We start from the raw sequence: 26,582 nt of genomic DNA, 5'->3' as shown, positions 1-26,582 counted from the left end.
TCCTTATAATCGGCGATGATCTTCTAATCCAGAATGACCGCGTACAATCGGATCATCCTTTGTACCACGTGGATTCTCGTCGTGATCGTTAAATGGTTTCGCGTCAAAGGCGATCCCATCCGCTTTTTCCCCTTTATCATGATCGAGCTCACTGTCTTTTTTATACATGTTCGGATAGCGGTCGTACGAGTGTCGATCGATGTAGAGTAAAATTTGTCCTTCATCGATTGCATCATAATACTGTTCCGCTTCGGCATCGTTTAGCCCCATATTCCGTAACTCATCACGAATGCGGTCACTTCCGTGTAGGAATGCTTTGACACGGTCAAGCCAATTGACGTCACGGATACCGGACTCGGCATTTACATCCGTGTGGTCACGTAACGCAGAAATTTCCCCGTCCCGCTTGGCGACAACATGCATATTTTTTTCAGCTTCCCCTGCAGCTTTCAGCTCTTCCACTTTGTGCATGACTTCCTGTTCTGTCTGGAACAGGCCAATCATTTTTCGTTCTGACATCGAATACCCCCTTTAGAATTTCCAATCTAAAACAAGCGTCACAATAGGAGTAATTTCCGTTCTCGCCATAATCGAAACAAAAAACGCCATCTCCTAAGAGGAGTGGCGTGGTTAGTAATAAAGCATGAGCGTATCGTCTCCGAGAGAACAACGTGTACTCTTCCAGACGAACTCGATTAATGTCCAGATGGCCATAAAGCCACTGATCGCCATTAAAATGAGCGCGTAGAGTGGGGTCAACTGAATGATGAATGACCAACCAATTGTCATTAAGAGCGGTTGAATCAGAAAGATAGACATGATGTAGACGACAACGATGAGCAAGGCGAACGCAATACGCCGACCGAGCGTCTGGATGTAATGTCGAAAACGGGTCAATATGCCGAAGATAGCACCGGTCACGAGGACGGGTAACAGGAAGGCCAGATAATCAATTGGATACGTCGACATGGGGGCGGTGAATAGTCGACCGCTAAAGACATCGTCAATCACGAGCAGTAAGTTGGCGTAGGCAAATGCCAAAATCATACCTAGTAGCCAGCCGAAGCGGTTCCAAATCGTACGAGACGATTTGAGTGCTTCAATTTTTGTGTAGGCGAGGAAGGCAAGGTCGCGCACTTCGATTTCTTTTAACGAAAGCTTGGCTTCGTCCAATTGATTGACGGCCCAATCGAATTCCCGGTTTGCTTGCGCTTTTTCATGAGGTTTTAATTCATCCGAGGCATCAATCAACACGTGATAGCGTCGACGATATTCTTCATTTGTTTCGGGTTGTTCAATGAGGAAACGAGCGTATTCCTGAGGATCTTGGTTTAAAAGACTTTCGAGCGACTGACCACTTTTCTCTGCATGCCGGATATATCCAGCAAGTGCGAGTAGATGGCGATCCGCTTCTGCCTCATTTCCAAGTAGTTCGATGAGGCGCTGGCGCACGTCGTTAAAGAACTGTTGGACGTTCGGATCGTGAATCATATTCGGTTCCAGGGAGATTCCTCTCCTTTCTCAGTTTGTCATGGTCAAGCCGGAGGTTCGTCGTTATGAGAAAGTTTAAGTGACTCGAAATCACCTTGCTCGATACTTCGAATCAAAATTTCGCTTCCACCCATATTTGTCGAAAGCGGGATGGAGTAGACGTCACAAAGACGCATCAATGCGCTCACATCCGGTTCATGAGGTTGAGCAGTTAATGGGTCTCTGAAAAAGATGATCATATCCATCTCCCCGCGTGCGACGGCAGCACCGATTTCTTGGTCCCCTCCAAGCGGTCCGGATCGGAAGCAATGGACAGGCAAGCCGGTCGCTTCAGCGATTCGCTTACCCGTTGTACCGGTCGCAAACAACTGATGTTTCTTTAGTATATGGGTGTAAGTTTTAATGAGGACGATTAAATCATCTTTCTTCTTGTCGTGAGCCACTAAAGCGATATTCATCCTAAATTCCTCCTAACATGACGTCTCTTGTTATTCGTATCATATTTGACTTCATTTGGCACGATTTCTCTCTTAAACTAACGTACCCATTTCCAATGAATCGTAATAGTCATGTAAACGAATTGACTTACACTTCAGGTTTGATGATTTTGAAATATAGGTATGTATGAAATAGCACTGTTAAATAAAAACAATCATTTCATGTGAAAAAGGAGGAAGATTCGATGAACAACACAACGTATAACTTCAATACGTTCATGTCATGGCTACCAGAGCTTTTGCTGGCAATTGTTATTCTCGTAGTCGGTTATATCTTGGCGAAAGTATTGGAAAACGTGACACGTAAAGCATTGAAGAAGGCACGACTCGATGAGCGGGCCGGTATCAAAAAAAATGAGGAGAAAGGAGAAAAGTGGACCCCTGAACGCATTATCGGAAAAGTCGTGTTCTTTGGGGTATTACTCCTCGCATTCCTGATTATCTTTGAATTCATGAACGTTCCAGCCATTACGGAACCATTCAGTCAGATTTATGAAGGATTCTCTGGATTGATTATCGGTGTCATCAAAGCCGGCTTGATTTTACTCGTTGCCTGGGTCATCGCTACCCTGTTGAAAAAAGGGATTCAAATGGCGGGACATCGTTTGAATTTGAGCAAGTTGATGGAAAAAACGGGGCAAGAGTCGACAAGCGTCAACCAAACGAAATGGGTCGACACGGTCGCGAACATCGTCTTCTATCTCGTGCTCTTATTGGCATTACCGGCTGTACTTGACGCCCTTGGACTTCGTGGGGTCAGCGGACCATTCGAAGATTTATTGAACAATTTCCTCGGGTTCATTCCGAAACTTGTCGCAGCAGCGCTCATTTTCGCAATCGGGTATGTGGTGGCGAAGATTGTTCGCGACATTTTGACGAAATTCCTCGAAGCTGCAGGACTAGATCGCTTGGCAGAGCGATTCCATCTATCTGATTACGTGAAAGGATCGAGTCTTGCGAAGGCAATCGGTACAATCGTCTTCATCTTCATCATGATTCCGGTGACGATTTCGGCGCTTGAGGCGCTCGATATTCGAGGGATCTCGGAACCGGCGATTGCGATGCTCAATGATGTCCTTGTCATGATTCCAGACATTCTCGTTGCAATCGTCCTCGTCCTCGTCGGGGTGTTCGTTGCAAAATGGTTGAAAGGGGTCGTTGTATCACTTCTTGAAAATCTTGGCGTCAACTCGTTGGCTCAAAAAATGGGCTTCGGGGAACGTGCGTCTTCGATGTCAATTGCCCAAGTGGTCGGTGTCATTGTCCAAGTAATCGTGATCTTGCTCTTCGTATCCGAAGCGCTTCAAGTCGCGAATCTTGAGTTCATGGCATCCCTCGCGACAGCCATCTTTGCTTACTTGCCGATGGTCATTGCAGCACTCATCATCTTGGCAGTCGGATTCTGGTTGGCGAACATGGCAGAGCGATTAGTTGGAAGTGTACTTGTTGATGGAGCTGGACAACCGAGTGCGCTTCGCTACGTAGCGAAGTATGCGATTCTCGGACTCGTCTTCTTCATGGCAATTAGTCAGCTCGGCATCGCACCGATGATTGTCAATACAGCATTCCTTCTTATTCTTGGAGCTGTTGCCCTTGCCTTCGGTCTTGCTTTCGGTCTTGGTGGTCGCGAGACGGCTGCACGTTATTTGAAAAAGGCAGAGCGACGCATTGATGAAACGGAAGTTTCAAAAGAAGGTCTCGAGCAGGAGAAAGAACAGATGAGCCGCGAAGCGGAAGCTGCAAAACAACAAGCGAAGCAAGGCGTGGAGCAGTCGAAACATGAAGCGGAACAATCGAAACACGAGTTGAAGCGAGATGTTCAAAATCCAAAAGTTGACCATGTTGATGGACCGGAACCGAATCCGTTCCATGAAAACATCACTCCGGATCAGGACAATCGATCACTTGATGATAACGATGGTCCGTTACGCCCATAATCGATGCTTGAACGGGTCTCCTACAAGGAGATCCGTTTTTTTGTGTTCAACTCAAGCATAAATCTGGTCGATAGTAAAAGAAAAGAGTGTAGGGGTGAGGGGAATGTTTGAACGTTTTCAACGGACGCTCGTGATGAACTATATCATCGGCTCAGGTTTGGCCGTCTTTGGAGTAGGTGGTGTCTTTATTTTTCAAACGCTTGACCTGTCCATTCGAGAGATTTTACTACTGTTAGGCATCATGTTGGGGTCAGGGATAGTTATGATTTTCTCAGAACTACTCTTATACCGTCGCCACATTCGACCGATACGACAGCTTTTTATGATCGAATCCCCATCGATTGACGAATTGACGTCGGCATTCGAACAAGCGAGTCGATTCCCGATTTTAACGGTGCAACGGATTTTAGGTCCTCATTTGTTTGGATTATCCATCCCGTCAATTGGTTTAACCGCCGTTTTTATTCAGATGGGGTGGATTGACTTACCTTATCGTTTGATCGGCTTGGCTGCAATCGGGGCCGTCATGATTGCGGTACTACATGCCTTGATTGAATATTTTTTGACGGTTCGATCGGTTGAGCCATTACTTGTATACATGAAAGAAAGGCATCTCGAACTTTATCATCTGCCTATTCATGCAACGTATCGATCATTTAGTGTCCGAACTAAATTATTGATCAGTATGCTCATTACGGGTATCTTTCCCATCATGTTGTTCATGTTGGCGTCGAGTGTCCAATTGTCGACTTCGACTCGAACGGATACGTATTGGAATTGGGCGCTCGTGATTCTTGTCATCATCGTCGGAATTGCGGTGTTATGCAGTTTCTTACTCTATGACAACATCAAACGTCCGATTGGATTTTTGACGTCCGGCATCGAACAGATGGAGTCGGGACAACTTCAGAAAATCGAGAATCCGTACTTAGATGAGTTCGCCCAACTGATTGGGGGATTCAATCAAATGGTTGAGACGGTAACTGCTCGTGAACAAGAAAACGCACAGCTGTTAGACAGTCTCTTCATTTTATTCGCAGCAACGCTCGATGCACGTGATCCCTACACAGCAGGTCATTCGGAGCGTGTCGCGATGTATTCCGTTGAGCTTGCTCGCGCCATTGGCTTACCGCATGCACAAGTCGATTTACTCAACAAGTCGGCACTTCTACATGACATCGGGAAAATTGGAATTCGAGATGACGTCCTACTAAAAGAAGGGAAGCTGACAGACGAAGAGTTTTCAAAAATTCAAGAACATCCGACCATTGGCATCCATATTTTGAGTCAAATTCATTTACCTGCATCGCTTCAACCGATTTTAGCCGGAGTTCGATCGCACCACGAACGAATCGATGGGAAAGGATACCCGGACCGCTTACATGCGGTCGACATTCCGTTATTCGGAAGAATCATGGCGATTGCCGATGCTTATGATGCCATGACATCAGATCGACCCTATCGGTCAGGGATGCCAGTGGAAAAGGCGCTTTCCATATTGGAGAGCGGTCGGGGAACACAATGGGACGCGGAATTTGTGGACGTATTCGTCCAGCTTCGTCGTCAGGGCATATCAGCATAAGAAAAGGAGCAGCACCTCGTGTGCCGCTCCTTTGTCATATAGTTTGAAAGGCATATACCCCGAATACAGCTCCAATGACGACAACGACGAGGTTGACCCGTAGTAGCGCCAGGAAAGTGGCTACCACTCCTCCGAATAAGGCAGACGAGGTGGTGGTGGTGGAGGATAGGACGCCCGGAAAAATCAAACTAGCCAGTACCGCATACGGGATGAAGGAAAGAAATCGTTTCATATATGCCGGTAACGCCAATTCCTTTAGCCAGAGTAGCGGGACGAGGCGAGGGATATACGTGACAAGTGCCAATCCTAGAACGAGTAGAAACAACGATATCATGTGACCTCTTCCTCCTTAAATACGAAAGCACCGATTCCGGCTGCGACAACGGTCGCGACGATGATTCGAATCCCATCTGAGATTGAGAAGAACGGGGTGATGACCCAATGGAGTATGGCTTGAATAATGATAGCTAAGCTTGCTACGACGAAGACAGGACGAGTCGTTAATGATGGAACGAGTAACCCGATGAACATCGCATATAGCGCAATCCCCATACTCGCCTGTAATGTGCTTGGAAGACCGAAGGCGAGGAAGACCCCCATCCACGTCCCGACATTCCAAGCAAGAAATGCGATTGTATTCAACCCGAGCACGAACATACCGGAACGGGCCTCTTGACGAGTAGAGGCGATGCTGAACGTTTCGTCGGTCACACCAAACGCGATGGTAGCCAATAGTCTTCGAGATGTACTCTCAATCCGTTGGGATAGTGAGGCGGACATTAAAAAATGGCGAGAGTTTAGAATGAACGTCGTCAAAATGATTTCCCAATACATCGAACCGGCCATCAGAAGTTGTACCGTAATGAACTGACTTGCCCCGGCAAAGATCAAAAAGGACATCGATAATGTGATAGCATTCGGCAAGTTGAAAGATTGTGCCAAAAGACCGAAGGCAATCGCAATCGGGATATATCCGATGGCGACGGGAATGCCGGCGCGTAGTCCTGCGCGAAACGTGGGTTGCGGTGAAGTTGGTGATGTGGGATGAATCGAAGTCGCCATGATAGCCCTCCTCCATAATTAAGATGATTTCTATGTCATTCGGGATGAATAAACGGTTTCCTGCTCAAATGATAAAAAAGAGGGTATACATGTATCGTTAAGGAGGGTGATTACATGAGTCGTGCTGAAGAATTTTTGGCATCCTATCATCGAATCGAGGACTACTTGAGTCGAGAGATGGGAGATGGGCAACATTTCAGTTTTAGTAACATGGTGAATCGGTTAGCGAAACAAAATCCAATCATCGACCGGTATAAAGAAGATTTACATCAGATGAGTCAACTACGAAATGCCATCGTCCATGAGCGGCGTGAACCTGATTTTATTATCGCGGAGCCACACGAGTCGCTTGTTGCATTGATTTTAGAAGTAGAGCGAGAGCTCCTTCATCCACGTCTCGTCATTCCATTATTTGCGAAATCGGTGGTGACGTTTCAGTCGGAAGATTTTTTGACGGAAGTACTCCGGGAGATTCGAGATAAAAATTATTCGCAATTCCCTGTATATCATGACAATGGGTCTTGGCGCGGACTGTTGACGAAAAAAGGAGTGACCAGTTGGCTAGCCGAAACAATCGACGGGCCCAACTTGTCACTCAAAGGAGTTCGGGTGAAGCACGTGCTCCACCACGATCCGCATATGCACCGGTATCGATTCATTCGAAAGGATGCGACCGTAATCGAGGCACAGCACTGCTTTACGCAAATGAAAGAGGGCGCACGATATGACGCCCTTCTGATTACAGAGACCGGAAATCCGGATGAACCGCTACTCGGCATCATCCGTCCTCAAGATTTATTGAACGCGCTCCGTTGAGGCGAGATGTTCAATGGCGACCTCATATTGGGTAACGGTGTTGCCGAGGACGATTGGTTTCACTTCTGAAGTCCCGTCATCACGTTTCTTATGGGCGTGCTTATAAGCATTGCTGTCGCGCCAGTTCTCAAAGCTGTCTGCATCACGCCACGTGGTCATGATGACGACATGATCCATCGCCTCATCAGACGTATCCGTCAACACTTGCATACGGACAAAGCCATCCATCGCTTCGATTCCTTTAGTCGTTTCGAAGCGTGCTTTGACCGCGTCGGCCTTTCCTTTTTCAACGTCTAGTTTGTTCATCACAATCCACATCCCACATTTCCCCCTATACGAATAAGATGACTCCATTATAACGTGAACAGGGAAATGCCTGAAAAAGGATGCTCACTCAACGTTTGCTCCACCATTCTTCGAACGCCCAGTTCTTCTGCTTCATCATCGTCGCTTCAGTGACACCGACATAACGCAAATGCCAAGGTTCGTAATTGTATCCCGTGATTTTCTCTTTTCCTTTTGGATAGCGGACGATAAATCCATAGAGATGGGCGTTTTGAAGCATCCATTTCCCTTCAGGCGATCGGTCGAAGGATTCATATAGGCCTAGACGCATGCGTTGACTCGTCATATCAACGGCGAGACCCGTTTGATGTTCACTATGACCGGGACGTGCCACATATTTTGAAGCATATGCGACCCCACGTGTGTTGACGTAATAGGCATAGAGTGACTTTTGTGTCGAGTAAGATCGGTAGGCGCTAAGGGCGTATAACGTATGACCTTGCTTCCGACCGGCGTAATATAGTTTAGCCAAAGCGTATGCTGCTTCCGCTGTCATCAAGGTCCGTTCACTCCCTTTTTGATAAACAGTTGGAATGGTTAATGTGACAAGTTGTGGGGAACGGTAAGTGGACGGGAGTGCATTCGCCTTGTTGACTAGTCGTAAACGGTCTGCAGAAGGCATTTTAGGGATGCCGGCTTTCAAGTTGGCAGAGGGAGTGAAGTACTTCGTATTTCCGATATAGACGTTCGACCAGCTCCGGTTATAGGTCGTGTAGCGGACCGGGACGTTCGTTCGTAGCGTCTTAAGAATTGGAGAAGATTGCATGGCACGACCGTACAAATACGTCGTTTTAATCGTATAACCTGGTTGTGGGGACGAGGATGCCGCTGTCACCGGCGACACTTGAAACAACAGCAAACAAATGATCAAGATACGCAAGGACTTCATGGCAAAACGCCTCCTCGAGAGTTAGATGATGTTCCTTTTCCCTTTTTTCTGAAAGAGTGCACATCTTTTATCCGCCCACAGGTCGGAAGAGGATACGCCTAGGGCCCGATGAAGGTGAGCATGAAATCCGATACAATAAAGATAACGAATGAGATCGTAGAGAGGAGTGAGCGAATGGAAGCTTTAATTGGGTTACCGCTCTTATTGCTCGTCCTATTCTTTGCCTTTTTATACTTTAATATTAAAGGGCTATCGAATATGTGGAAGGACTATAATCGAACGAAATCGATGATTCCGCTCGGATTCTTCATCGTCGGGATTATCGGGATTTTCACAGGAGTGTGGACGTGGCTCGTCATTTTGATTTATTACGTCGTCCGACCGAAAGACTAAACACTGTGTGCAGACGCATACGGTGTTTTTGCTATACTGAGGACGAGGTGTTGAGATGGAGAAATTGATAAAAGCATGGTTTATCGTGACGTTGATCACGTTCGGAATCTTTAAACTTGGTGAAGTGATGACGACCCCTTACTCGGAAACACCGAGTGAAGGGAATCTTTACTGGATTGTTCTCTTAATTGGATGGCCGTTTCTGTTGTTGTTTATTTGGATCACCGTTCGTTTGACACATCGAGTCGTCGCATCCGTGCGACCGTTTGGAAAGGTCAGTTTAGCGATCGGAAGTTTCGTCATGGCCGGTATAGCTTGGATGACTAACCAATCACAGGCGACGTCTCTTCGAGAAGGGATTCGTTTATCAGCCAATGAGTCGTACGCAGAAGGATGGAACCAGTTCACGAATATCATCTATATGAACCAGCTGACGTTCTTCCTTTTGACGGTCAGTTGTATGGGAGTCGGAATTCTCTCATCATTCTTCCTGAACAAAAAACAGCGAGACGAAGCCGTTTGAGCTTCGTCTCGCTGTTTTTATAGGTGTTCTTTATAAAGACGTGCATAGCGATCCGCAGCGATAATGGCGTCAGCAACTTCTTCAGGTGTAACATCGAAACCGCTATGAATCGTTTCGCCATCTGCCGTGGCCGCTTTCCCGACCTTCAAGATATCGTCTCGAGATGCATCTTTCAATTTGATATCTTCAAGTGTGACCGGTAAGTCGAGTGCCATATAAAAGGCGACATAGTGTTCGAACTCCTCTTGAGGGCGTCCTTCGAGTGCGAGTTGCACGAGTGTTCCAAATGCAACTTTTTCACCGTGCGTCAAATGGTGGATGTCTCCTTCAAGTGCGGTGAATCCATTGTGAATGGCATGGGCTGCAGCCAAGCCACCACTTTCAAAGCCGAGCCCGCTCAATAAGGTGTTGGCTTCCACAACGGCTTCAAGCGCAGGTGTGACGACTTTTGCTTTCACAGCTTCATACGCTTGAATCCCATATGTGAATAGAACCTCTTCACACCGTTCGGCAATCGCCTCCGCCGCAAGTGTCGGGACACCGCCAGCCATCGTCTTGCCTCCGAATGCCAGGACACTTCGCACTTCCACCCACGTGGCCAATGCATCGGCAATACCTGACGCTAAGAAGCGTGGCGGTGCTTGTGCAATCAATTCCGTATCCACAAGGACGAGATCCGGATTCTTTTTATAGAAACGGTAGCTTTCGAAATTGCCTTCATCTGTATATATGACCGACAATGCGCTCGTCGGTGCATCCGTAGAGGCGATGGTCGGTACAATGACGATACGCGCATCCAATTCATCTGCGACCGCTTTTGCTGTATCGAGCGTTTTCCCACCGCCGAGACCGATAACAAACGCTGTTTCATGCTTCTTAGCGTCTGTAGCGATTCGAGTGATTTCGTGCTTCGACGCTTCTCCGACGAAATCAGCTTTCGTCGCTTTGAGCTGACTCGCTTGCAGAGACTGGGTCACCCGTTCGCCAATCAACTCCCATACGACGTCATCCGCGATAAGTAACGCGTTTGAACCGAAGTGAGCGACAAACTCTCCGATGCGATCAATCGTTTGTTTCCCTTGCACATACTTGGCCGGACTGATGAAAATGCGTTCTGACATAGTGAACTCCATCCTTTCATATCGGGTTTAATGTAAGTGCTTACAAGCTCATCATACTACAGTTGGTAAAGAATGTTCGTGAAGATTACATGAAGAACGGCAGCTGACCGAGCACAAGTAATAGGATGATGATGGCGACGACAATGAGAAATCCCCAATCGTTCATTCGTTTCGTCATAGCACACGTCTCCTTCATGGGTTGGAATTGCGATTCCTCTTCAGTATAGGATGTGGTGAGAAAAAGGGAGGTTGAATAAATCACCAGGTCAAAAAAAGATATACCTTGTCGTGTGGGAACAGGTCATCGGGTTTAACAGATGATTAATCGGGAACAGTAGAGTCGTATGTTGATTTTCTTGAAGGAGGAATTGAGTATGTCGAAACATGTACTGATTGTCACAACGTCAGCAAATCAATTATCAAATGGTCATGCAACGGGATTATGGCTTGAAGAGTTTGCCGTTCCTTATTTATTGTTCGAAAAAGAAGGGTATAAAGTGACGGTCGCGAGTATCGAAGGTGGAGACGTGCCAATCGATGCGAATAGTTTAGAAGATGGTTTGTCAGAAGACATTCTCAATACACGGGAATTGCTCAAAGATACAGCCCGTCTCGATCAAGTCGCAGACGAGTCGTACGATGCAATCTTCTTACCGGGAGGTCACGGGACAGTTGTTGATTTCCCAGGAAATGAAACGTTACAACGTGTCATTCGCAACGTATACGAAAGTGGGAATATTGTCGGGGCAGTTTGTCACGGACCAATTGGATTGGTCAATGTGAAACTCAGCAACGACGAGCCACTCGTTAAAGATAAACAGGTGACAGGGTTCACCGATGCAGAAGAAAAAGAGATGCAGCTTGATTCTGCCGTCCCGTTCTTGCTTGAAACAGGACTACGCAATCAAGGCGGGCAGTTCAAGGGAGCTGACAACTGGGCGGTGAACGTGGCGGTTGACGAACGTCTCGTCACTGGTCAGAACCCTCAGTCTTCTGAAGCGGTCGGGAAAGAACTTGTTAAGCTACTCGGATAATCGTGTGAAGCAACTTCGAATGTCGAAGTTGCTTTTTAGTGTTTGGACATATGTCCTATTCAAGTCTTCTTTCTTTTCGTAAAGTCAGACGGAGAGAAAGGGGAATGACATGGGAATTTTATTTGCCATCTTATCAGGGACGTTCATCGCCCTTCAAGGAATCTTTAATGCAAAACTAGGAGATGCGGTAGGCGCATGGATGTCCGTCACCATCGTTCATTTTGTCGGACTTCTGTTGGCACTTGCGATTTACTTCTTCAAGCGAGATGCGGACATGACAGCCTTCAAGCGCGTACCTTGGTATTATAGTTTAGGAGGATTGTTCGGTGTATTCGTTGTCTTCGGCGAATTGACGGCGATTCAACAACTAGGGGTCACATGGGCAATCTGTGTATTGCTTGTGGCACAATTAGTAGGAGCCTTCATCATCGATTTGAATGGTTGGTTTGGTGTCAAACGGAAACCGATGAACACGGGACAGGTCATGGGACTCGTCTTGATGGTTGTTGGAATCGGAATCTATACATTTTCTTAAGGAGTTCACTTTACATGATGGATATTATGGATGCACTGAAACGATTGCAGTGGAATCATCTGTTTTCGAATGAAACGCTTGAGTCTTCGTCCGTGGTGACATATGCGTCTGGGACCATGTTATGTTCGAACGATCAGCACATCGAATCTTTATTCGTCGTCCTTGAAGGGCGTGTCAAAATTTATACGCTCAGTGAAGAAGGGAAATTGCGATTGTTGCGTCTGAAGGCTGCTCCAACATTGATTGGAGATATCGAATATGCGAGCGGGCGCAATGTATTGCATACGGTTGAAGCGGTTGGTCCCGTAACATGTCTGCGCATCCCTTTCGAGGCGCTTCGAAGATATAATCGAACGGTCGAATTCACGGAGCATCTGTTACGAGGCGTGTCCGAAAAATTATTCATTGAGGCGAACGCCTCGTCGAATCATCTCATGTCGACTTTAGAAGAGCGCTTGGCCGGTTACTTGATTTCACTCAGTGAATCAGGGAATGAACTGTTTCAAGCGGAGATGAGTCAACTGAAGCGTAAAGAAGTCGCAGAGTGGCTAGGGACGAGTTATCGTCACTTGAACCGAACGTTGCAGGCATTCGTGGATGAAGGATTGGTCAAACGAACGAGAAAAGAAGTCATCATTTTAAATAGTGAGCGATTGAAAGAACGTGCGAACGGCATGTTTTATGAGTAAGGAGGGGTTATATGATTTTTGGTATCATCTGTTCGGCTGTGGCTGGGGCATTTATTAGTGTACAGGCGGCGGTCAACGCGAAAATGAACATAAATTTAGGGGCTTGGGCCACCACCGTATTGGTCTTTATCGTTGGTTTGGTCGGATCCATCATCCCGTTGTTATTATTTGGAGGAAACCTTGCTGGATTACGTGACTTGTCGCCGATCTATTGGCTTGGTGGTTTGCTTGGGGTCGGGGTCGTGTACTGTGTCATGCGCAGCATCCAGTTACTCGGACCCACATTGTCTGTGTCACTCATTCTCGTGTCACAACTCATTTGGGCGTTAGTCGTCGATTTATATGGCGCCTTCGGGATGCCTCAAATCACGTTATCGGCCGGACAAATTGTAGGGCTCACCATCTTGCTTGTCGGGGTCATTCTCTTTAAACAGTCTCAGACGGCGGCTATCGCCAAACAAGCTGTCAACGAAGCCACTTCTTGAGGAGTGGCTATTTTTCTGAGCAAAACGGGTACAGGTTGGTAACGATTTTTTGATAAAATGAAGCAGTATGCTTTAAAAATTAGCTGAGGTGATGAAAAAAGTGGATTCTTCCATAGTGATTGATTTGTTGATTGTTTTGTTTTTGATTGTGTTGAACGGGATTTTTGCGATGACAGAAATTGCGCTCATCTCATCGAAACCTGCAAAACTTGAGGTTGAAGCAAATCGAGGAAAACGAAGTGCCAAGATTGCGCTTCATTATTCGAAAGACCCGACAGATTTGTTGTCGACCGTTCAAGTCGGAATCACATTGATTGGGATTATTAACGGGGCATACGGGGGCGCACGCTTCTCGGCACCGCTCGCATCGGCATTTGAACAAGCCGGAATGAGTACGCAGTATGCCGGAACCGTTGCTTATGTGGCCGTCGTTACGATTATTACGTATCTGTCGCTCATCATTGGTGAATTGGTCCCGAAACGGATTGCGCTCGTCTCGCCTGAAAAAGTAACGATGGCAATCATTCCGTCGCTCGATTTATTCAGTAAAGTGATGAAACCGTTCATTTGGATTTTATCGAAATCGACACTCTTTTTGTTCAAATTGTTAGGGTTGAAGGCGGAACAGACGAGTGGGGAGACTGAGCTCGAGATCAAACAACTCTTGTTTGAAGGCGCCCAGCAAGGGCAGTTCGCTCATGAAGAAGTTCGACAAGTCGAACGTGTCTTTGCGTTTCATGATCAATTGATTTATGAGCTCATGCAACCACGGACGACGCTCGAATGGGTCGACTTAGAAGATGACATGGACGATATGAAGAAATCGATCTATGAAAGTAAACATAACAAGTTACCGGTTGGACGCGACTCGCTTGACGATTTTGTCGGGTACATCGACGTACGTGACATCTTGACGTTGCCGACACTGCGTGAGCCGTCACAGATTTTGAAGCGCATCAAACAGCCGCTCATCGTTCCAAAACAGCGAGAGGCGAGCCAGGTGCTTCAAATGATGCAGAAAAATGGCGTCGAAATCGCCTTTGTTTTAGATGAATACGGCGGATTCCTTGGCATGGTCACCTTGTTCGATATTTTAGAAGAAATCGTCGGAGAGGTGATGATTGAAGAGGATACACCGGAAGTGGTACGTCGTGAAGATGGATCATATTTGGCGGATGGGTTACTCGGGATCGAGGATTTGAAGCGAACGTTCGAGATTCGGGATGACCGATTCGATGAAGGGCGCAACTCCTATCATACGCTCGCAGGACTCGTCATTTACGCACTCGGTGATTTTCCGAAACGAGGCGATGTGGTCGAAGCCTATGGTCTTCGCTTTGAAGTCGTGGATATGGACGGAAAGCGTGTCGACCAAGTGCTTGTTTCAGAATTAAAAGAACCAATTACTGAAGAGGACTGATGCGATGCATCAGCCCTCTTTTTCGTGTGTCATCCACGTTCGTCGTAAAGCTCCTAACAAGACTTGGGCTGTGTGCAACATCGCTCGTTCATCCACGTCGAAGCGGGGATGATGATGCGGAAAGATTGCGGAGAGCTCGGGATTTCCTGCTCCTGTGAAGAAAAAGCTACCAGGAACGTGCTCGACATAATAAGCGAAATCTTCCCCGACCATAAGTGGTGCCATCTCAATGACACCGTCTGCACCAACGACCTCCACCGCACTCTCACGGACGAGTTCCGTTTCGGTCACATGATTCACGACAGCAGGATATCCTTTTATATACTCCAATTCATAATCAGCATCGCTCGCTTCACAGACGGAACGAATGATCCGCTCCATATCGGAGATGATTTTTTCTTGCGTCTCCCGAGTGAATGTACGCACGGTACCCGATAATTTGGCTTCTTCGGCAATGACGTTGAACGCTTGCCCGGAATGGAGCGTACCGATGGTCAGCACGGCAGGTTCGAGCGGATCGATGCGCCGACTGACGACCTGTTGGAGATGATTTGCCACGTTCACGGCAACCATGAGGGCATCGACTGTATGTTGCGGAATCGCGCCATGTCCACCTTTTCCTGTAATGGTCAATTCAAAGCGATCTGCCGCAGCCATGACAGGACCTGTTTTCACGCCAATCGTTCCGAACGGAAGTGGCGTCCAAATGTGCGCACCGTATATATAATCCACGTTGTCGAGACAGCCGTCTTCAATCATCGGTTTGGCACCACCTGGAGCCAATTCTTCTGCGAACTGGTGAATCAACACGACGTCTCCTGGAAGGCTCATCTCAGTCAATACTTTCGCTAAAACGAGAAGTGTCGCCGTGTGGGCATCGTGTCCACACGCATGCATGACCCCGTTCACTTTTGAACGATACGGGACATCTTTCACATCTTGGATGGGAAGGGCGTCAAAATCGGCACGTAATGCGATGGTCGGACCGTCACCGCCTTTGATTCGACCGACGACCCCATTGCCGCCAACGTGCTCACGTACTTCAATCCCAAGTTCACGGAGATACGAGGCAATCATCTTTGGTGTTTCGACTTCTTGAAAAGACAGTTCAGGATATTGGTGAAAATGGCGTCTTAGGGACACCATTTCTTCGAACAACTCGGTCAAACGTACTTCGGCATGCGTGACGATCATTGCGAACACTCCTTTGTGGTTACCATGTCAAGAAATGAATTCATTTACAAATTGTTATGAAAGTTAAGCTTATCTTATACGAGTAAAGGGAATTAATACAGGAGAAAATGAAGAAATGAGGTGCCAACATGGGGTGGATTATTGCGATTGTAGCGGTTGTCGTGCTTGTACTCATCTATTTTTCGATGTACAACGGGCTCGTCAAATATCGAAATTGGGTCGATGAGGCATGGGCTCAAATCGATGTACAGTTGAAGCGGCGGTATGATCTGATTCCGAACTTGGTCGAAACGGTGAAAGGCTATGCGAAACATGAACAAGAAACGCTTACAAAGGTCGTCGAACTGAGAAACCAGCTCGGAGAAAAGTCGAATCGTCAAGACCAGATGGCAGTGAACGATCAATTGAGTGGAGCACTGAAAAATCTCTTCGCGCTTCGTGAGGCGTACCCAGATTTGAAGGCGAATGAGAACTTCAAGATGTTGCAGGAAGAATTGACGCAGACAGAAAACAAAGTGGCGTATTCGCGCCAGCTCTATAATAATACGGTCATGAAATATAACACGAAAATCGAATCGGTCCCGACGAACATCATCGCTTCCGTCCATCATTTCGAAAAGCGCGATATGCTCGAGGCACGTGCCGAAGAGCGCGAGAACGTTCGCGTTTCGTTTTGATGAATCGAGGTGGCGCGTATGCTCCTCTATGAACAGATTCGAAAGAATAAAGTGAAGACGGTCTTCATCGTCACAGGGTTTGTCCTATTCGTCCTTCTCGTTGGGGCGGCGATTTCCTACGTCAACTACGGGGACGCAGTTCCAGGTTTAATTTTCACACCTATTTTCTCGTTGTTTTATGTCGGTATCGTCATCATGTCGAGTACGAACATCGTCATGAAGATGAATCGGGCGCAAGAAGTGACATCGGTGGAAGAGCACCGCTTTTTATGGCATACGGTCGAAAACATGGCGATGGTCGCGCGAGTGCCGATGCCGCGCATCTTTATCATCAACGACCCATCGCCAAACGCATTTGCGACGGGGTTGAAGCCAGAAAAGGCGGCTGTCGCCGTCACGACGGGACTGTTGGATCGATTATCGCGCGAAGAAATAGAAGGGGTGATTGCGCACGAGGTCGCGCATATTAAAAATTATGATGTCCGACTCTCGACGGTCACGCTCGCACTCGTTTCAGTCATCGCTATCATGAGCGATATCGGGTCGCGCATGCTGTTCTTTAGAAGTATCGGTGGAAGACGCGATCAAAACCAGAATCCCATCCTTTTGATCATCGGACTCGTCTTGTTGGTGTTGGCACCGCTCATCGCGATGCTCATCAATATGGCGATTTCACGGAATCGTGAGTTTTTGGCAGATGCGAGTGGGGCGGAACTGACCCGCAACCCGGATGCTCTCGCCTCAGCGCTTGAGAAGATTGCGAACGTCGAGACACCGGTCGAGCAAGCGTCGAGTGCCTCGGCACCACTTTACTTCTCCGATCCACTCAAGAAGAAAGTGAGTGGTCTATTCTCAACACATCCCGATCCGGTCGAACGCATTTCCCGACTTCGTCAAATGTAGTCAGAGCCTGTCCGGTTGCGGCAGGCTCTTTATGTTACACTGAACTGGGAAAATAAGGGGGTGGATGAGTTGAATAAAAAGATATACATAGGTTTAGGCGGCGCTTTACTAGTCGCATTATTTTTATTTGGGCTAGGGCCATATATTGTACATACAGTACTTAAGGTTTTCATGTGGCTCACACAGTACATCTTACCGTGGATCTTCCTCTACTATTTCATTCAATTTTATAAACAATATACAGCCAAACAAGAAAAGCCACCTGAATGAGGTGGCTTTCGACGTTTATCCGGCGCGGTGGCTACGGATTTTTTCAATCTCATCGAGGACGAACTGAACGTTTGTGCCGACAATGACTTGAATATGGTTTGGACTGACGACTTTGATTCCCGGAATACCGGCTTTTTTGATTTGATCTTGGTTGACCGTATCCATGTCTTTGACATCGACGCGTAGGCGTGTGATGCACGACTCGATGCCTGTGACGTTGCTGTCACCGCCAAGACCGTCATAAATCATATGTGCCATTGCTGAGTATTCGCTACCTGAAGCTGATGCGACCGGAGCGACTTTCGCTTCACCGTCTGCCGTCTCACTTGCAACCGCATCGACGACTTCATCTGGTTCACGGCCTGGCGTCGCCAAGTTGAGCTTCACAATCATAAAGCGGAAGATGACGTAATAAATGACTGCGAACACGAGACCTTGAACGATGAGCATGTACGGTTGGTTCGCAAGCGGCAAGCGTGAGCTCAAGATAAAGTCGACCAAGCCTGCGCTGAATCCAAAGCCAGCTGTCCATTGGAACGTTGCTGCAACGAAGAGCGAAATTCCTGTAAGGACTGCGTGTACAAGGTAAAGAACAGGAGCGAGGAACATGAATGAGAACTCGAGCGGTTCTGTTACACCTGTGAAGAATGAAGCGAATGCCGCTGCGAGAAGAAGTGAAGCGGCTTGTTTTTTCCGTTTCGTTTTCGCTGTGTGGTACATCGCGAGTGCTGCGGCCGGGAGACCGAACATCATGATTGGGAAGTAACCTGCTTGGTACATCCCCGTTACACCTTTTTCACCTTGACCTGACCAGAAGTTTCCGATGTCGTTGATTCCTGCGACGTCGAACCAGAATACAGAGTTGAGGGCGTGGTGAAGGCCGGTTGGAATCAAGAGGCGGTTAAAGAATCCGTAAAGTCCGGCACCGAATGCGCCAAGTTTTGAAATCGATTCACCGAAACCGACGAGACCTGTATAGACGACCGGCCAGATGAAGTAAAGAGCGACCGATACAAGAATCATCGAGAAGGCTGTCATGATTGGTACGAGACGCTTCCCACTAAAGAAGGCGAGAGCATCTGGCAATTTGACTTGACTGAAGCGGTTATACATGGAAGCGGCGACGAGACCGGATAGAATCCCGACAAAAGCATTCCCAATCTTACCGAATGCCGGGTTGACGGCTTCTACGTCGATTCCTTGGAACAATGCTACCGTTCCTGCTGAGAGAAGCGTTGTGACCGTCAAGAAGGCAACGAGTCCACTTAGTGCTGCTGAACCGTCACGGTTCTTAGCCATTCCGAGCGCGACCCCGACTGCGAACAGAATTGGGATGTTATCAATAATAGCGGCCCCTGCCTTAATTAAGAATGCAGCGGCAATGTTTTCAGATCCCCAGCCGACTGGGTCAATCCAATAACCAATCCCCATGAGAATGGCAGCAGCCGGTAGTACGGCGACCGGTAACATGAGGGAACGTCCGAGACGTTGGAAAAAGTTCATCATTGTTGATTTCCTCCTTTTTGATGGTGTTGATCTTGTAGACGTTGGATGTGAAGCGTGATATAACCAAGTTCTGACTCGGGCAAGACGATGCCATAGGTCTCTTCCATTTCTTTTGCGACATCTGATGCACACGCATAGGCAGACGTGAACTTCGTCTGAATCATGCGGAGCATGTCTTCATCAATCGTATGATGATCGTAATGGTTGACCCGATCCATGACGAACCGTAAATGAGTTAATAATCGTTGGTAGGATAAGTCATCTTCTTCAATGGATACATCGAGTCGTCGTGAAATCGATTGAATCATGTCGCGGACAATTGTTGTCTGTTTGACCGTCTTGCGTAAATCACCTCCTTTCACTTTCATCGTATGAATATGAAGCGCGATGAACGCAGCTTCGTCTTTCGGCATTTGGACGTTGAGCTTTTCAGCGATATGCTCAATCGCCCATAGTCCAATCTCATATTCATTCCGATAGAGGATTTTAATCTCGTTCAACAGTTTGTTGCGTAATGAGATGCCATCCATTTCCCGCTCGATGGCGAACGAGATGTGGTCGGTCAAGACAATGTGGATATGTTCGTTGAACGATGTCTCGAGACGTTTTTCCGCATAAGAGATAATGTCCTCGGAAACGGTGAAGTGTTCAACGGGAATCCGACTCAATAACTGTTGGAACTTGTCATTCTCTGGCATGATGAACAACTTTTCGATTTTATGGGGATTGACGATGTCGTTCTTCGCTTTTTTAAACGCGACGCCAGGGCCAATCGCAATCTTTTCTTCACCCTCGTCTGAGACGATGACCGCATTGTTGTTTAGAATCTTTTTGATTTTAATCATGTGTCCTCCTTATTCCGGAGTCACGCTTCCACTCGGGCGACAATCGTCTTGCCCGGAACAGCTTCCTTCGTGAACGTGAAGGCGTAATGATGGGCAAGTGCGCCACCATTCGTCACGACCATTGGCGTGACCGTGTCCTTACCAGCTTGATGAATTTGCGCCAAGTCTGCTGTGAGTAACAGCTGTCCCGTCTTGACGTGGTCGCCCACATCTACTTGAAGATCAAACGGTCGACCTTCGAGTTCAACGGTATCGAGTCCGACGTGTATCAAAATCTCAGCCCCATCCTCGGTCCGAATGCCGATGGCGTGCTTTGTTGGAGCGATTTGTACAATCTCTCCATCAGCCGGTGAGACGACGGCACCGTCTGTTGGTGTGATGGCAATGCCATCGCCCATCATTTTTTCACTAAAGACCGGGTCCGCAACTTGTTCGAGTGGAATGACGTCTCCTTCCATTGGTGAGTGCAGTGTCGGTTTGTGTCGATTCATTAACTTATTCCATAGCATGTCTACTACATCCTTTCTTGAAACAAAACACCGAAAAACAAAACAGGCATGGAGTATAGACGGGTGGCATGCACCGTACGTCTTACCCCATGCCTGATCGAATCAGTCACATGTGATCACTATTCGTTTCTTCACGTTCAACATAACATGTGTTGGTTTGAGACACAAGTCTTTTTTTGAAAGCGTTCTCTAAAATTTTACAAGGGAACGAATCTATTGTATAGTAAGGGCGAATCTAAGTAAGAAAGGTGTTGCATGTTGATGAGTGAGGTTGTATCTGCCTAACGAACTGAAAAATGTCGGATGACACGTCTTTTTGTCATGCCGTCATGTTCCGTTACAGATACCGCCCATCAAAAACTGCCAGACACCCGTCTGTCTTTTTGCGTTGGTCGTCATCGACCGACGCTTTTTTGTTTGCGCGGTATCTCGATTCTATCATTTGAGGAGAGAGAAACATGAACGAACAAACATTTGAAAAATTACAATACAACGAATTGATGATGAAAGTAGAACGCTTCTGCATCAGCGGATTCGGGAGACGATTACTCAGACAGCAACGCCCAACGAGCCACATTACGACGGTGAAGAAGCGCCTGCAAGAAACATCCGAAGCCCGAGCGATTTTAGATGCGACGTCACACGTCCCGTTCATCGGTGTGTCTGACATGGAGACCATTATCGGAAAACTGCAACGAGGCATCCAACTCGAGGCAACAGAGCTTGAAGCGGTCGCCGAGTTTTTACGAGGGGCACGCAAACTCAAGCGATTCATGCTCGAGCATGAATTCTTTGCGCCGCTTCTTTCGGCTTATGCTTCAGGAATGGGCGAATGGCGGACGTTAGAAGAAGACATCACACAATCGATTCGAGCCGGACAGGTCGTCGATGAAGCATCAAAAGAGTTGAAGCGGATTCGGAAGCAAGTCGACATTTTAGAAGGACGAATCGAGGAACGATTGAACAAGTTCTTAAAGAGCGCCGCCAATCGCGAGATGATCCAAGACGGATTCGTCACGAAAAAACAGGATCGCTTCACCATCCCAATCAAAGCTTCCTATAAGCATAAAGTGGCAGGGACGATTGTGGATACATCGAATCGTGGGACGACGGTCTTTATCGAACCGGAAGCGATCGCGAAGTTAAACGCTGAACTTGTCGTCAAGCGTACAGAAGAAGCGGTAGAGGTGTATCAAGTGCTAGCGACGTTGACGGGAGCGGTGACAGAAGTCCTTCCTGACATCGAATCGACGCTCGATGTCATCGCCCAGTACGATATGGTCTTCGCCAAAGGGAAGTACAGTCAGTCGATTGACGGGGTGACACCACACGTCAATGCGAGCGGTCGCATCCGATTGAAGCAAGTACGTCATCCACTTTTAGAAAGCGCCGTTCCACTCGACTTTGCCATCGGTACAGACTATCGCGGCTTGATCATCACCGGACCGAACGCCGGAGGGAAGACGGTCGTCTTGAAAACGATTGGACTCCTTAGTCTCATGACGATGACGGGACTGCATATCCCAGCTCACACCGATACGATCATTTCGACGTTCGATGAAGTGTTCGTCGATATCGGAGATAATCAAGACTTGGAATCGGCACTCAGTACATTCTCTGCACACATGTACAATGTGGCGAATATCATGCAGACCGCTGGAAAACGTTCGCTCTTGTTATTCGATGAGATTGGGAGCGGGACGGAACCGAATGAAGGGGCGGCTCTTGCAATTGCCATCTTGGAAGCGGCATATAAACGGGGCGCAATCGTTGTGGCATCGACACATTATGGTGAAATCAAATCCTATTCTGAAGCCCACCCAGATTTCATGAACGCTGCGATGCAGTTTGATCCGGAAACGCTCGAACCGAAATATCGGCTGATCATGGGGCAGTCTGGCGACAGCAACGCTCTTTTTATCGCCCGTAAGATGAGGCTGCCGGAATCGATTTTGAAACAGGCATCCCGTTATATGAACGAGAAAACGTATGATATTACGAAAGTCGATGATTCTAAAATTACGCGAGAAGTGGAGATGGCCCCGCTTGAAGAAACAGAGCATTTTGAAAAAGGTGACCGTGTCCGCTTGTTAGAGACGAATCAAGTCGGTCTTGTCTATTCGTTTGATGCATCGCGTCGACATGTCCGAGTGTTCGTAGATTTGGAATATGTAGAGTTGCCGAGCCGCCGCGTTCGTCTTGAGGCACGTGCAACAGAACTCTATCCGGCTGACTATGATTTAGATACGTTATTCACGACGTATCAGGAGCGTAAGGAAGCCCACGACTTTGCTCGAGGATCAAAGAAAGCGTTACGACGAGTAGAGAAAGAGATCCGAGAAAGGAAGAAACAAGAGCAATCTAACCGGAAATAAAATGTCTAGATTCATTTAGAAAGGGCGGCCACCGCGAGTGGCTGCCCTTTTGACTTATAAGCTATTGCTTTGATTTTCTACGTTGCTGTCGCTCTCTGTTGAAGCATCGTCATCTGAAGAAGTTGAGTCGTCATGGTGTGGACCGTGACCATGGCGACCACCTTCACGTCCACCGCGCATACCACGAATATCTTCCAAGTCATCGTAACTTGTCACATCGGCAAACCGTTCTTTGTGGTCCGCAAGGATTTGATCCGCGTCTTCTTGCGTCAAGTTTCCTTCTTCCACAGCGGTTGCGAGTTTTTCTTCATGCGACGTCATGATCGCGTCGATGAACGCTTCAATTGAAATCCCTTTTTCTTCTGCGAGTTCAGGGAGAGATTGCCCGTTTTCGCGAGCCACATCCACTTCTTCTTGCGTTAAACCGAGCGCTTCGATGAGAGCGGCATGCCCTGCTTCTCGGTCACCGAACATACCAGGCCCTCGTTCACCACGTTCGCATTGTGTGGATGCTGTCGTTGTCGATTCATCAGTCGTCGTGTCATTCGTCGCGGCATATACGCCTGTGCCTGAGACGGCCAATAGACCGGCTAAGGCGATTGCTAGTTTTGTTGATTTCATGTGTATCTCCTCCTTTGTTACTTCAATTGTAGGACTGAACGCTTCGGAAGTTGTGAGGGAGTTGCAAGATTTCTGCAAATTGTCTTTGGGAAACGGTGGGACGTTTGATGGGTACGATATAATGGATGTGGAGGCGATATGAGATGAACGTACTCGTTGTGGAAGATGAACTAAAACTGGCGGACGGCATGTCCCGCTTTTTAACATATTCCGGATTTGAGGTGACCGTGGCGATGACTTTGAGTGAGGCGAAACAACAGTTGCATCAACGGTTTGATGCAGTTTTATTGGATGTTCGACTCCCTGACGGAGAAGGTTGGACCTTGATTCCGACATTAAAAGCGCAACAGCCCGCACCTGCTATTATCCTGACGACGGCTCGTGGTGAGGCGGATGATCGCGTGTTCGGATTGGAACTTGGCGCAGACGATTATTTAGTCAAACCCATCGTTTTAAAAGAGTTGGAGATTCGACTGAAACGTCTCGTCAAACAAACCGATATGATTCAATTTGGAACGCTCACCATCGACGTCAAATCGAGAATGGTACAAGAGAACGGACATCCGCTTCGATTAACGAACAAAGAGTATGAGTTGTTACTGTATCTTTGGAAACATGTCGGGGAGGCGTTAGACCGGAACCGTTTGCTCGATGAGGTGTGGGACTACGCATTCGTCGGAGATACACGAACGGTCGACACCCACATTAAACAACTGCGTGACAAATCGCCGACCTTGAAAGAACAGTTGAAGACGGTGCACCGGGTCGGTTATCGATTAGAGGAACTGTCATGAATCGATTAATGAAGAAGTTACTTTGGACGGCCATTCTACCACTTGCAGTGATGGCACTTTTAACATTCGGACTCACGTCATTATTGATTGGACGCTTCGCAGAAGAGGAGACGTACGCACAATTGGAGCGCGAGGCGGCGATTGTGTATGAAGCCATTCAAGAGAGCCGTGGAATCCCGGGGCAACTTGACGTGCTTGTATTTCAAAATGGGCAGCGTATCGAGTTCGAACGAGGCGGACGGATGCATCGCATGATGCCAATCAACCTCGATCCGAATGATTTAGCGATTCAGGACGAAGTGGGTGTAAATGGTACCCGCTTCTTGACGTATCTGAAAGAAGAAGGGGACATTCAAATCGTGACATATAGTCCCGTTCCGTTTTCAAATCCACAATTCCAGCAAATCTACCTCATCTTAGCGGGTGGGTTTATTCTGGCCCTACTTGTCGCAATCGCTGTCACGTATTGGATGAGTCGTCGGCTCACGCAACCGCTCGTCGAGTTGAAACAAGCGACCGCATCCATTATGGAGGGGCGACACGATATTAGCTTGCCGAGCGTGACGAACGATGAGATTGGGGATTTGACCGTCACCATCGGACAGATGAACACGTCACTTCAAGAAAAAGAGGCGCTTCAAAAATCATTTATCTCTGGGGTCACACACGATGTGCGTACACCGCTCGCTATCGTTCGAAACGAGGCGGAACTATTAGAGCTCGGTGTCGTCCATGAAACAGAGATGGCCACAACCGGTAAAAGCATTACCGAGGAAGTGGACCGGATTGACCGACTCGTCAATCAGATGCTCGAATACTCTAAATTGTCCGCAGGTTCGATTCCACTTGAAATGGAATCGATTCAACTGGATGAATTGGTTCGTCGGTTGACACCACGCATGTCTGAGTTGTTCCGACAAAAAGACGTGACACTCGACCTCCGACTCGAAACGGTATCAATCCAAGCTGATCGATTGGCGATGGAACGAGTGCTCTCAAATTTCATAAGCAATGCGTATGAGGCGAGCCCTGTCGGGGGAAGAATCACCATCACTCTAACCCCGAAGCGATTAGAAGTGACCGACGAAGGAAACGGGGTTGATCCTTCCATTCAGCATGCGATATGGGATATGTATGTGAAAGGAGATCGCTCCAACGGCCATGGTTTAGGTCTCGCTATCACGAAATTACTTCTTGACGCACAAGGACTTTCTTATGGCGTCGATTCAGATAAGGGGGCAACATTTTGGATCGAATGGACATGACTTTATTTTTGCGTGGGGTACGGTTAGAGGGGGAACGCATTCATTCAACGGGTTATCCGTACTCGTTACCAATCTTTCAGACACTCGATGAACTGACGTTTCATCATCCTGTCACGTTTCTTGTTGGAGAGAACGGGAGTGGGAAATCGACGTTGATTGAAGGGATGGCCGTGGCGGCCGGATTCAATCCGGAAGGCGGGGCGCCGTCCTTCCAATTCGAAACAGAGTCGACACATAGCTCGTTGTATGAGGCGTTGCGTCCGATTCGAGGGCCGTATCGACCAAAGGATGGCTTTTTCTTACGCGCCGAGACGGCATACCAGCTGTCGAGTTATGTAGATGAGATGGCGAAATTAGGACGAGATCCTGAGCGGTTTTATGAATCATACGGCGGACGTTCTCTTCATGAACAGTCGCATGGGGAAGCGTTTCTCTCCCTCATGTTGCACCGATTTCGTGGAGAGGGGCTTTACATTTTGGATGAGCCGGAGGCCGCATTGTCTCCGATGCGCCAACTGACGATGCTCGCACGCATGCATGAACTTGTCCAGTCCGGGAGTCAATTTATCATCGCGAGTCATTCACCCATCTTGATGTCGTATCCGGGTGCGATGATTTTACAAGTGGAAACGGGACTCTCCCCGACGTCGTTTGACGACCTCGAGCACGTGAGGGTGATGCGTGACTATTTACAGGCACCGGAACGGATGCAGCGAATCTTGTTTGAAGAGTAAAAAACGGTCACGATGTAAGCGGTTTACTTTTTATGTTGACGTCAAGATTTATAGGGAGTATGCTTATATC

29 protein-coding genes are annotated in these 26,582 nt (G+C 47.7%); 16 read left to right on the top strand and 13 right to left on the bottom strand.

What is annotated here, in order from left to right; genetic code table 11:
• Positions 1 to 3: 3 nt before the first annotated feature.
• The 3 genes from KNO79_RS11795 to mgsA all read right to left on the bottom strand — a co-directional run bounded on the left by KNO79_RS11795 (position 4) and on the right by mgsA (position 1,949).
• On the bottom strand, positions 4 to 519 hold the full coding sequence (locus KNO79_RS11795; protein WP_078146037.1) for a YflT domain-containing protein: 516 nt from the start codon (positions 517 to 519) through the stop codon (positions 4 to 6).
• 111 nt (positions 520 to 630) lie between these two features.
• Positions 631 to 1,491 carry a hypothetical protein gene (locus KNO79_RS11790; protein ID WP_078146038.1) on the bottom strand — a complete coding sequence of 287 codons (861 nt, stop codon included), beginning with the start codon at positions 1,489 to 1,491 and terminating at the stop codon, positions 631 to 633.
• 44 nt (positions 1,492 to 1,535) lie between these two features.
• Entirely contained in the window at positions 1,536 to 1,949 is a 414-nt protein-coding gene (gene mgsA, locus KNO79_RS11785) for a methylglyoxal synthase (protein WP_078146039.1), read from the bottom strand.
• Positions 1,950 to 2,173: 224 nt separating this feature from the next.
• Here mgsA and KNO79_RS11780 point away from each other — a divergent pair, with 224 nt between their 5' ends.
• Together KNO79_RS11780 and KNO79_RS11775 are read left to right on the top strand one after the other, a co-directional pair.
• Positions 2,174 to 3,925, top strand: coding sequence for a mechanosensitive ion channel (locus tag KNO79_RS11780; RefSeq protein ID WP_214691367.1), 1,752 nt, complete (start codon positions 2,174 to 2,176; stop codon positions 3,923 to 3,925).
• Positions 3,926 to 4,028: 103 nt separating this feature from the next.
• Complete coding sequence (locus KNO79_RS11775; protein ID WP_214691366.1) at positions 4,029 to 5,507, top strand: HD-GYP domain-containing protein; 1,479 nt, start codon at positions 4,029 to 4,031, stop codon at positions 5,505 to 5,507.
• Positions 5,508 to 5,541: 34 nt separating this feature from the next.
• Here the strand turns inward: KNO79_RS11775 and KNO79_RS11770 are convergent, their stop codons facing one another.
• Both KNO79_RS11770 and KNO79_RS11765 read right to left on the bottom strand, forming a co-directional pair.
• Complete coding sequence (locus tag KNO79_RS11770; RefSeq protein WP_196431716.1) at positions 5,542 to 5,841, bottom strand: AzlD domain-containing protein; 300 nt, start codon at positions 5,839 to 5,841, stop codon at positions 5,542 to 5,544.
• Positions 5,838 to 6,569, bottom strand: coding sequence for an AzlC family ABC transporter permease (locus KNO79_RS11765; RefSeq protein ID WP_159563266.1), 732 nt, complete (start codon positions 6,567 to 6,569; stop codon positions 5,838 to 5,840). The genes KNO79_RS11770 and KNO79_RS11765 overlap by 4 nt, the downstream gene beginning before the upstream one ends.
• A gap of 114 nt (positions 6,570 to 6,683) precedes the next feature.
• Between KNO79_RS11765 and KNO79_RS11760 the strand changes: the two genes are divergently transcribed.
• Positions 6,684 to 7,385, top strand: coding sequence for a CBS domain-containing protein (locus tag KNO79_RS11760; RefSeq protein ID WP_074035110.1), 702 nt, complete (start codon positions 6,684 to 6,686; stop codon positions 7,383 to 7,385).
• Here KNO79_RS11760 and KNO79_RS11755 read toward each other — a convergent pair.
• Positions 7,365 to 7,703 carry an antibiotic biosynthesis monooxygenase gene (locus KNO79_RS11755; protein WP_074035108.1) on the bottom strand — a complete coding sequence of 113 codons (339 nt, stop codon included), beginning with the start codon at positions 7,701 to 7,703 and terminating at the stop codon, positions 7,365 to 7,367. The two genes, KNO79_RS11760 and KNO79_RS11755, sit on opposite strands and share 21 nt — an antisense overlap.
• A gap of 76 nt (positions 7,704 to 7,779) precedes the next feature.
• Positions 7,780 to 8,619, bottom strand: coding sequence for a M15 family metallopeptidase (locus KNO79_RS11750; RefSeq protein ID WP_159563267.1), 840 nt, complete (start codon positions 8,617 to 8,619; stop codon positions 7,780 to 7,782).
• 174 nt (positions 8,620 to 8,793) lie between these two features.
• On the opposite strand from KNO79_RS11750, the gene KNO79_RS11745 reads away from it, so the two are divergent.
• Complete coding sequence (locus tag KNO79_RS11745) at positions 8,794 to 9,012, top strand: hypothetical protein (RefSeq protein ID WP_015880340.1); 219 nt, start codon at positions 8,794 to 8,796, stop codon at positions 9,010 to 9,012.
• Positions 9,013 to 9,067: 55 nt separating this feature from the next.
• Positions 9,068 to 9,535 carry a hypothetical protein gene (locus KNO79_RS11740; RefSeq protein WP_214691365.1) on the top strand — a complete coding sequence of 156 codons (468 nt, stop codon included), beginning with the start codon at positions 9,068 to 9,070 and terminating at the stop codon, positions 9,533 to 9,535.
• 17 nt (positions 9,536 to 9,552) lie between these two features.
• On the opposite strand, the gene KNO79_RS11735 is transcribed toward KNO79_RS11740, so the two are convergent.
• Positions 9,553 to 10,656 (bottom strand): glycerol dehydrogenase, encoded by a 1,104-nt coding sequence (locus KNO79_RS11735; RefSeq protein ID WP_214691364.1) that lies wholly within the window; start codon positions 10,654 to 10,656, stop codon positions 9,553 to 9,555.
• Between the two features lie 374 nt (positions 10,657 to 11,030).
• On the opposite strand from KNO79_RS11735, the gene KNO79_RS11730 reads away from it, so the two are divergent.
• From KNO79_RS11730 to KNO79_RS11710, 5 genes are all read left to right on the top strand, one after another.
• Positions 11,031 to 11,690, top strand: a complete 660-nt coding sequence (locus KNO79_RS11730) for a type 1 glutamine amidotransferase domain-containing protein (protein WP_031424259.1) — start codon at positions 11,031 to 11,033, stop codon at positions 11,688 to 11,690.
• A 109-nt stretch (positions 11,691 to 11,799) separates the two neighbouring features.
• Positions 11,800 to 12,225, top strand: a complete 426-nt coding sequence (locus KNO79_RS11725) for a DMT family transporter (RefSeq protein WP_015880345.1) — start codon at positions 11,800 to 11,802, stop codon at positions 12,223 to 12,225.
• 14 nt (positions 12,226 to 12,239) lie between these two features.
• On the top strand, positions 12,240 to 12,914 hold the full coding sequence (locus KNO79_RS11720) for a Crp/Fnr family transcriptional regulator (protein WP_074035100.1): 675 nt from the start codon (positions 12,240 to 12,242) through the stop codon (positions 12,912 to 12,914).
• An 11-nt stretch (positions 12,915 to 12,925) separates the two neighbouring features.
• Entirely contained in the window at positions 12,926 to 13,399 is a 474-nt protein-coding gene (locus tag KNO79_RS11715; RefSeq protein ID WP_196431722.1) for a DMT family transporter, read from the top strand.
• Between the two features lie 91 nt (positions 13,400 to 13,490).
• Positions 13,491 to 14,819 carry a hemolysin family protein gene (locus KNO79_RS11710; protein WP_031424263.1) on the top strand — a complete coding sequence of 443 codons (1,329 nt, stop codon included), beginning with the start codon at positions 13,491 to 13,493 and terminating at the stop codon, positions 14,817 to 14,819.
• 9 nt (positions 14,820 to 14,828) lie between these two features.
• Here the strand turns inward: KNO79_RS11710 and KNO79_RS11705 are convergent, their stop codons facing one another.
• The gene (locus KNO79_RS11705) at positions 14,829 to 16,013 is read right to left on the bottom strand and encodes an amidohydrolase (protein WP_074035098.1); all 1,185 of its coding nucleotides are present in this window, start codon (positions 16,011 to 16,013) and stop codon (positions 14,829 to 14,831) included.
• A gap of 128 nt (positions 16,014 to 16,141) precedes the next feature.
• Here KNO79_RS11705 and KNO79_RS11700 point away from each other — a divergent pair, with 128 nt between their 5' ends.
• Both KNO79_RS11700 and htpX read left to right on the top strand, forming a co-directional pair.
• Positions 16,142 to 16,690, top strand: a complete 549-nt coding sequence (locus tag KNO79_RS11700) for a LemA family protein (RefSeq protein WP_074035096.1) — start codon at positions 16,142 to 16,144, stop codon at positions 16,688 to 16,690.
• A gap of 18 nt (positions 16,691 to 16,708) precedes the next feature.
• Positions 16,709 to 17,593, top strand: a complete 885-nt coding sequence (gene htpX, locus KNO79_RS11695) for a zinc metalloprotease HtpX (protein ID WP_074035094.1) — start codon at positions 16,709 to 16,711, stop codon at positions 17,591 to 17,593.
• Between the two features lie 285 nt (positions 17,594 to 17,878).
• Here the strand turns inward: htpX and nagE are convergent, their stop codons facing one another.
• Genes nagE through KNO79_RS11680 form a run of 3 tightly spaced genes read right to left on the bottom strand, consistent with a single transcriptional unit; the run spans position 17,879 to position 20,723 of the window.
• Positions 17,879 to 19,369, bottom strand: coding sequence for an N-acetylglucosamine-specific PTS transporter subunit IIBC (nagE, locus tag KNO79_RS11690; RefSeq protein WP_015880354.1), 1,491 nt, complete (start codon positions 19,367 to 19,369; stop codon positions 17,879 to 17,881).
• Positions 19,366 to 20,214: a PRD domain-containing protein gene (locus KNO79_RS11685; RefSeq protein WP_015880355.1), complete on the bottom strand. Its 849-nt coding sequence runs from the start codon at positions 20,212 to 20,214 to the stop codon at positions 19,366 to 19,368. The genes nagE and KNO79_RS11685 overlap by 4 nt, the downstream gene beginning before the upstream one ends.
• A gap of 20 nt (positions 20,215 to 20,234) precedes the next feature.
• On the bottom strand, positions 20,235 to 20,723 hold the full coding sequence (locus KNO79_RS11680; RefSeq protein WP_015880356.1) for a PTS sugar transporter subunit IIA: 489 nt from the start codon (positions 20,721 to 20,723) through the stop codon (positions 20,235 to 20,237).
• A 458-nt stretch (positions 20,724 to 21,181) separates the two neighbouring features.
• Between KNO79_RS11680 and KNO79_RS11675 the strand changes: the two genes are divergently transcribed.
• Positions 21,182 to 23,098 (top strand): endonuclease MutS2, encoded by a 1,917-nt coding sequence (locus tag KNO79_RS11675; RefSeq protein WP_214691363.1) that lies wholly within the window; start codon positions 21,182 to 21,184, stop codon positions 23,096 to 23,098.
• 54 nt (positions 23,099 to 23,152) lie between these two features.
• Here KNO79_RS11675 and KNO79_RS11670 read toward each other — a convergent pair whose 3' ends face one another.
• Positions 23,153 to 23,719, bottom strand: coding sequence for a hypothetical protein (locus KNO79_RS11670; RefSeq protein ID WP_214691362.1), 567 nt, complete (start codon positions 23,717 to 23,719; stop codon positions 23,153 to 23,155).
• 143 nt (positions 23,720 to 23,862) lie between these two features.
• Between KNO79_RS11670 and KNO79_RS11665 the strand changes: the two genes are divergently transcribed.
• The 3 genes from KNO79_RS11665 to KNO79_RS11655 are packed head-to-tail and all read left to right on the top strand — an operon-like array spanning position 23,863 to position 26,512.
• Positions 23,863 to 24,513 (top strand): response regulator transcription factor, encoded by a 651-nt coding sequence (locus tag KNO79_RS11665; RefSeq protein WP_078146057.1) that lies wholly within the window; start codon positions 23,863 to 23,865, stop codon positions 24,511 to 24,513.
• Positions 24,510 to 25,778 carry a sensor histidine kinase gene (locus tag KNO79_RS11660; protein ID WP_159563278.1) on the top strand — a complete coding sequence of 423 codons (1,269 nt, stop codon included), beginning with the start codon at positions 24,510 to 24,512 and terminating at the stop codon, positions 25,776 to 25,778. The genes KNO79_RS11665 and KNO79_RS11660 overlap by 4 nt, the downstream gene beginning before the upstream one ends.
• Complete coding sequence (locus KNO79_RS11655; RefSeq protein WP_214691426.1) at positions 25,769 to 26,512, top strand: AAA family ATPase; 744 nt, start codon at positions 25,769 to 25,771, stop codon at positions 26,510 to 26,512. Before KNO79_RS11660 ends, KNO79_RS11655 begins: the two co-directional genes overlap by 10 nt.
• The last annotated feature ends 70 nt before the right edge of the window (positions 26,513 to 26,582 follow it).

It is taken from the genome of Exiguobacterium sp. s43, from assembly GCF_018617255.1.
Taxonomy (GTDB): domain Bacteria; phylum Bacillota; class Bacilli; order Exiguobacteriales; family Exiguobacteriaceae; genus Exiguobacterium; species Exiguobacterium profundum.
Note: the sequence above shows the minus strand (reverse complement) of the source record. Positions and strands in the feature narration are given on the sequence as shown.

Excerpts from the sequence above, each read along its gene's own strand:
- KNO79_RS11655 (WP_214691426.1), top strand. The coding sequence starts at position 25,769 with ATGGACATGACTTTATTTTTGCGTGGGGTACGGTTAGAGGGGGAACGC.
- KNO79_RS11665 (WP_078146057.1), top strand. The coding sequence starts at position 23,863 with ATGAACGTACTCGTTGTGGAAGATGAACTAAAACTGGCGGACGGCATG.
- KNO79_RS11765 (WP_159563266.1), bottom strand. The coding sequence starts at position 6,569 with ATGGCGACTTCGATTCATCCCACATCACCAACTTCACCGCAACCCACG.
- nagE (WP_015880354.1), bottom strand. The coding sequence starts at position 19,369 with ATGATGAACTTTTTCCAACGTCTCGGACGTTCCCTCATGTTACCGGTC.
- KNO79_RS11710 (WP_031424263.1), top strand. The coding sequence starts at position 13,491 with ATGAAAAAAGTGGATTCTTCCATAGTGATTGATTTGTTGATTGTTTTG.
- KNO79_RS11680 (WP_015880356.1), bottom strand. The coding sequence starts at position 20,723 with ATGCTATGGAATAAGTTAATGAATCGACACAAACCGACACTGCACTCA.
- KNO79_RS11725 (WP_015880345.1), top strand. The coding sequence starts at position 11,800 with ATGGGAATTTTATTTGCCATCTTATCAGGGACGTTCATCGCCCTTCAA.
- KNO79_RS11670 (WP_214691362.1), bottom strand. The coding sequence starts at position 23,719 with ATGAAATCAACAAAACTAGCAATCGCCTTAGCCGGTCTATTGGCCGTC.
- KNO79_RS11660 (WP_159563278.1), top strand. The coding sequence starts at position 24,510 with ATGAATCGATTAATGAAGAAGTTACTTTGGACGGCCATTCTACCACTT.
- KNO79_RS11745 (WP_015880340.1), top strand. The coding sequence starts at position 8,794 with ATGGAAGCTTTAATTGGGTTACCGCTCTTATTGCTCGTCCTATTCTTT.
- KNO79_RS11755 (WP_074035108.1), bottom strand. The coding sequence starts at position 7,703 with ATGTGGATTGTGATGAACAAACTAGACGTTGAAAAAGGAAAGGCCGAC.
- KNO79_RS11795 (WP_078146037.1), bottom strand. The coding sequence starts at position 519 with ATGTCAGAACGAAAAATGATTGGCCTGTTCCAGACAGAACAGGAAGTC.
- KNO79_RS11700 (WP_074035096.1), top strand. The coding sequence starts at position 16,142 with ATGGGGTGGATTATTGCGATTGTAGCGGTTGTCGTGCTTGTACTCATC.
- KNO79_RS11735 (WP_214691364.1), bottom strand. The coding sequence starts at position 10,656 with ATGTCAGAACGCATTTTCATCAGTCCGGCCAAGTATGTGCAAGGGAAA.
- KNO79_RS11760 (WP_074035110.1), top strand. The coding sequence starts at position 6,684 with ATGAGTCGTGCTGAAGAATTTTTGGCATCCTATCATCGAATCGAGGAC.
- KNO79_RS11750 (WP_159563267.1), bottom strand. The coding sequence starts at position 8,619 with ATGAAGTCCTTGCGTATCTTGATCATTTGTTTGCTGTTGTTTCAAGTG.
- KNO79_RS11730 (WP_031424259.1), top strand. The coding sequence starts at position 11,031 with ATGTCGAAACATGTACTGATTGTCACAACGTCAGCAAATCAATTATCA.
- mgsA (WP_078146039.1), bottom strand. The coding sequence starts at position 1,949 with ATGAATATCGCTTTAGTGGCTCACGACAAGAAGAAAGATGATTTAATC.
- htpX (WP_074035094.1), top strand. The coding sequence starts at position 16,709 with ATGCTCCTCTATGAACAGATTCGAAAGAATAAAGTGAAGACGGTCTTC.
- KNO79_RS11740 (WP_214691365.1), top strand. The coding sequence starts at position 9,068 with ATGGAGAAATTGATAAAAGCATGGTTTATCGTGACGTTGATCACGTTC.
- KNO79_RS11770 (WP_196431716.1), bottom strand. The coding sequence starts at position 5,841 with ATGATATCGTTGTTTCTACTCGTTCTAGGATTGGCACTTGTCACGTAT.
- KNO79_RS11705 (WP_074035098.1), bottom strand. The coding sequence starts at position 16,013 with ATGATCGTCACGCATGCCGAAGTACGTTTGACCGAGTTGTTCGAAGAA.
- KNO79_RS11790 (WP_078146038.1), bottom strand. The coding sequence starts at position 1,491 with ATGATTCACGATCCGAACGTCCAACAGTTCTTTAACGACGTGCGCCAG.
- KNO79_RS11720 (WP_074035100.1), top strand. The coding sequence starts at position 12,240 with ATGATGGATATTATGGATGCACTGAAACGATTGCAGTGGAATCATCTG.
- KNO79_RS11780 (WP_214691367.1), top strand. The coding sequence starts at position 2,174 with ATGAACAACACAACGTATAACTTCAATACGTTCATGTCATGGCTACCA.
- KNO79_RS11715 (WP_196431722.1), top strand. The coding sequence starts at position 12,926 with ATGATTTTTGGTATCATCTGTTCGGCTGTGGCTGGGGCATTTATTAGT.
- KNO79_RS11675 (WP_214691363.1), top strand. The coding sequence starts at position 21,182 with ATGAACGAACAAACATTTGAAAAATTACAATACAACGAATTGATGATG.
- KNO79_RS11775 (WP_214691366.1), top strand. The coding sequence starts at position 4,029 with ATGTTTGAACGTTTTCAACGGACGCTCGTGATGAACTATATCATCGGC.
- KNO79_RS11685 (WP_015880355.1), bottom strand. The coding sequence starts at position 20,214 with ATGATTAAAATCAAAAAGATTCTAAACAACAATGCGGTCATCGTCTCA.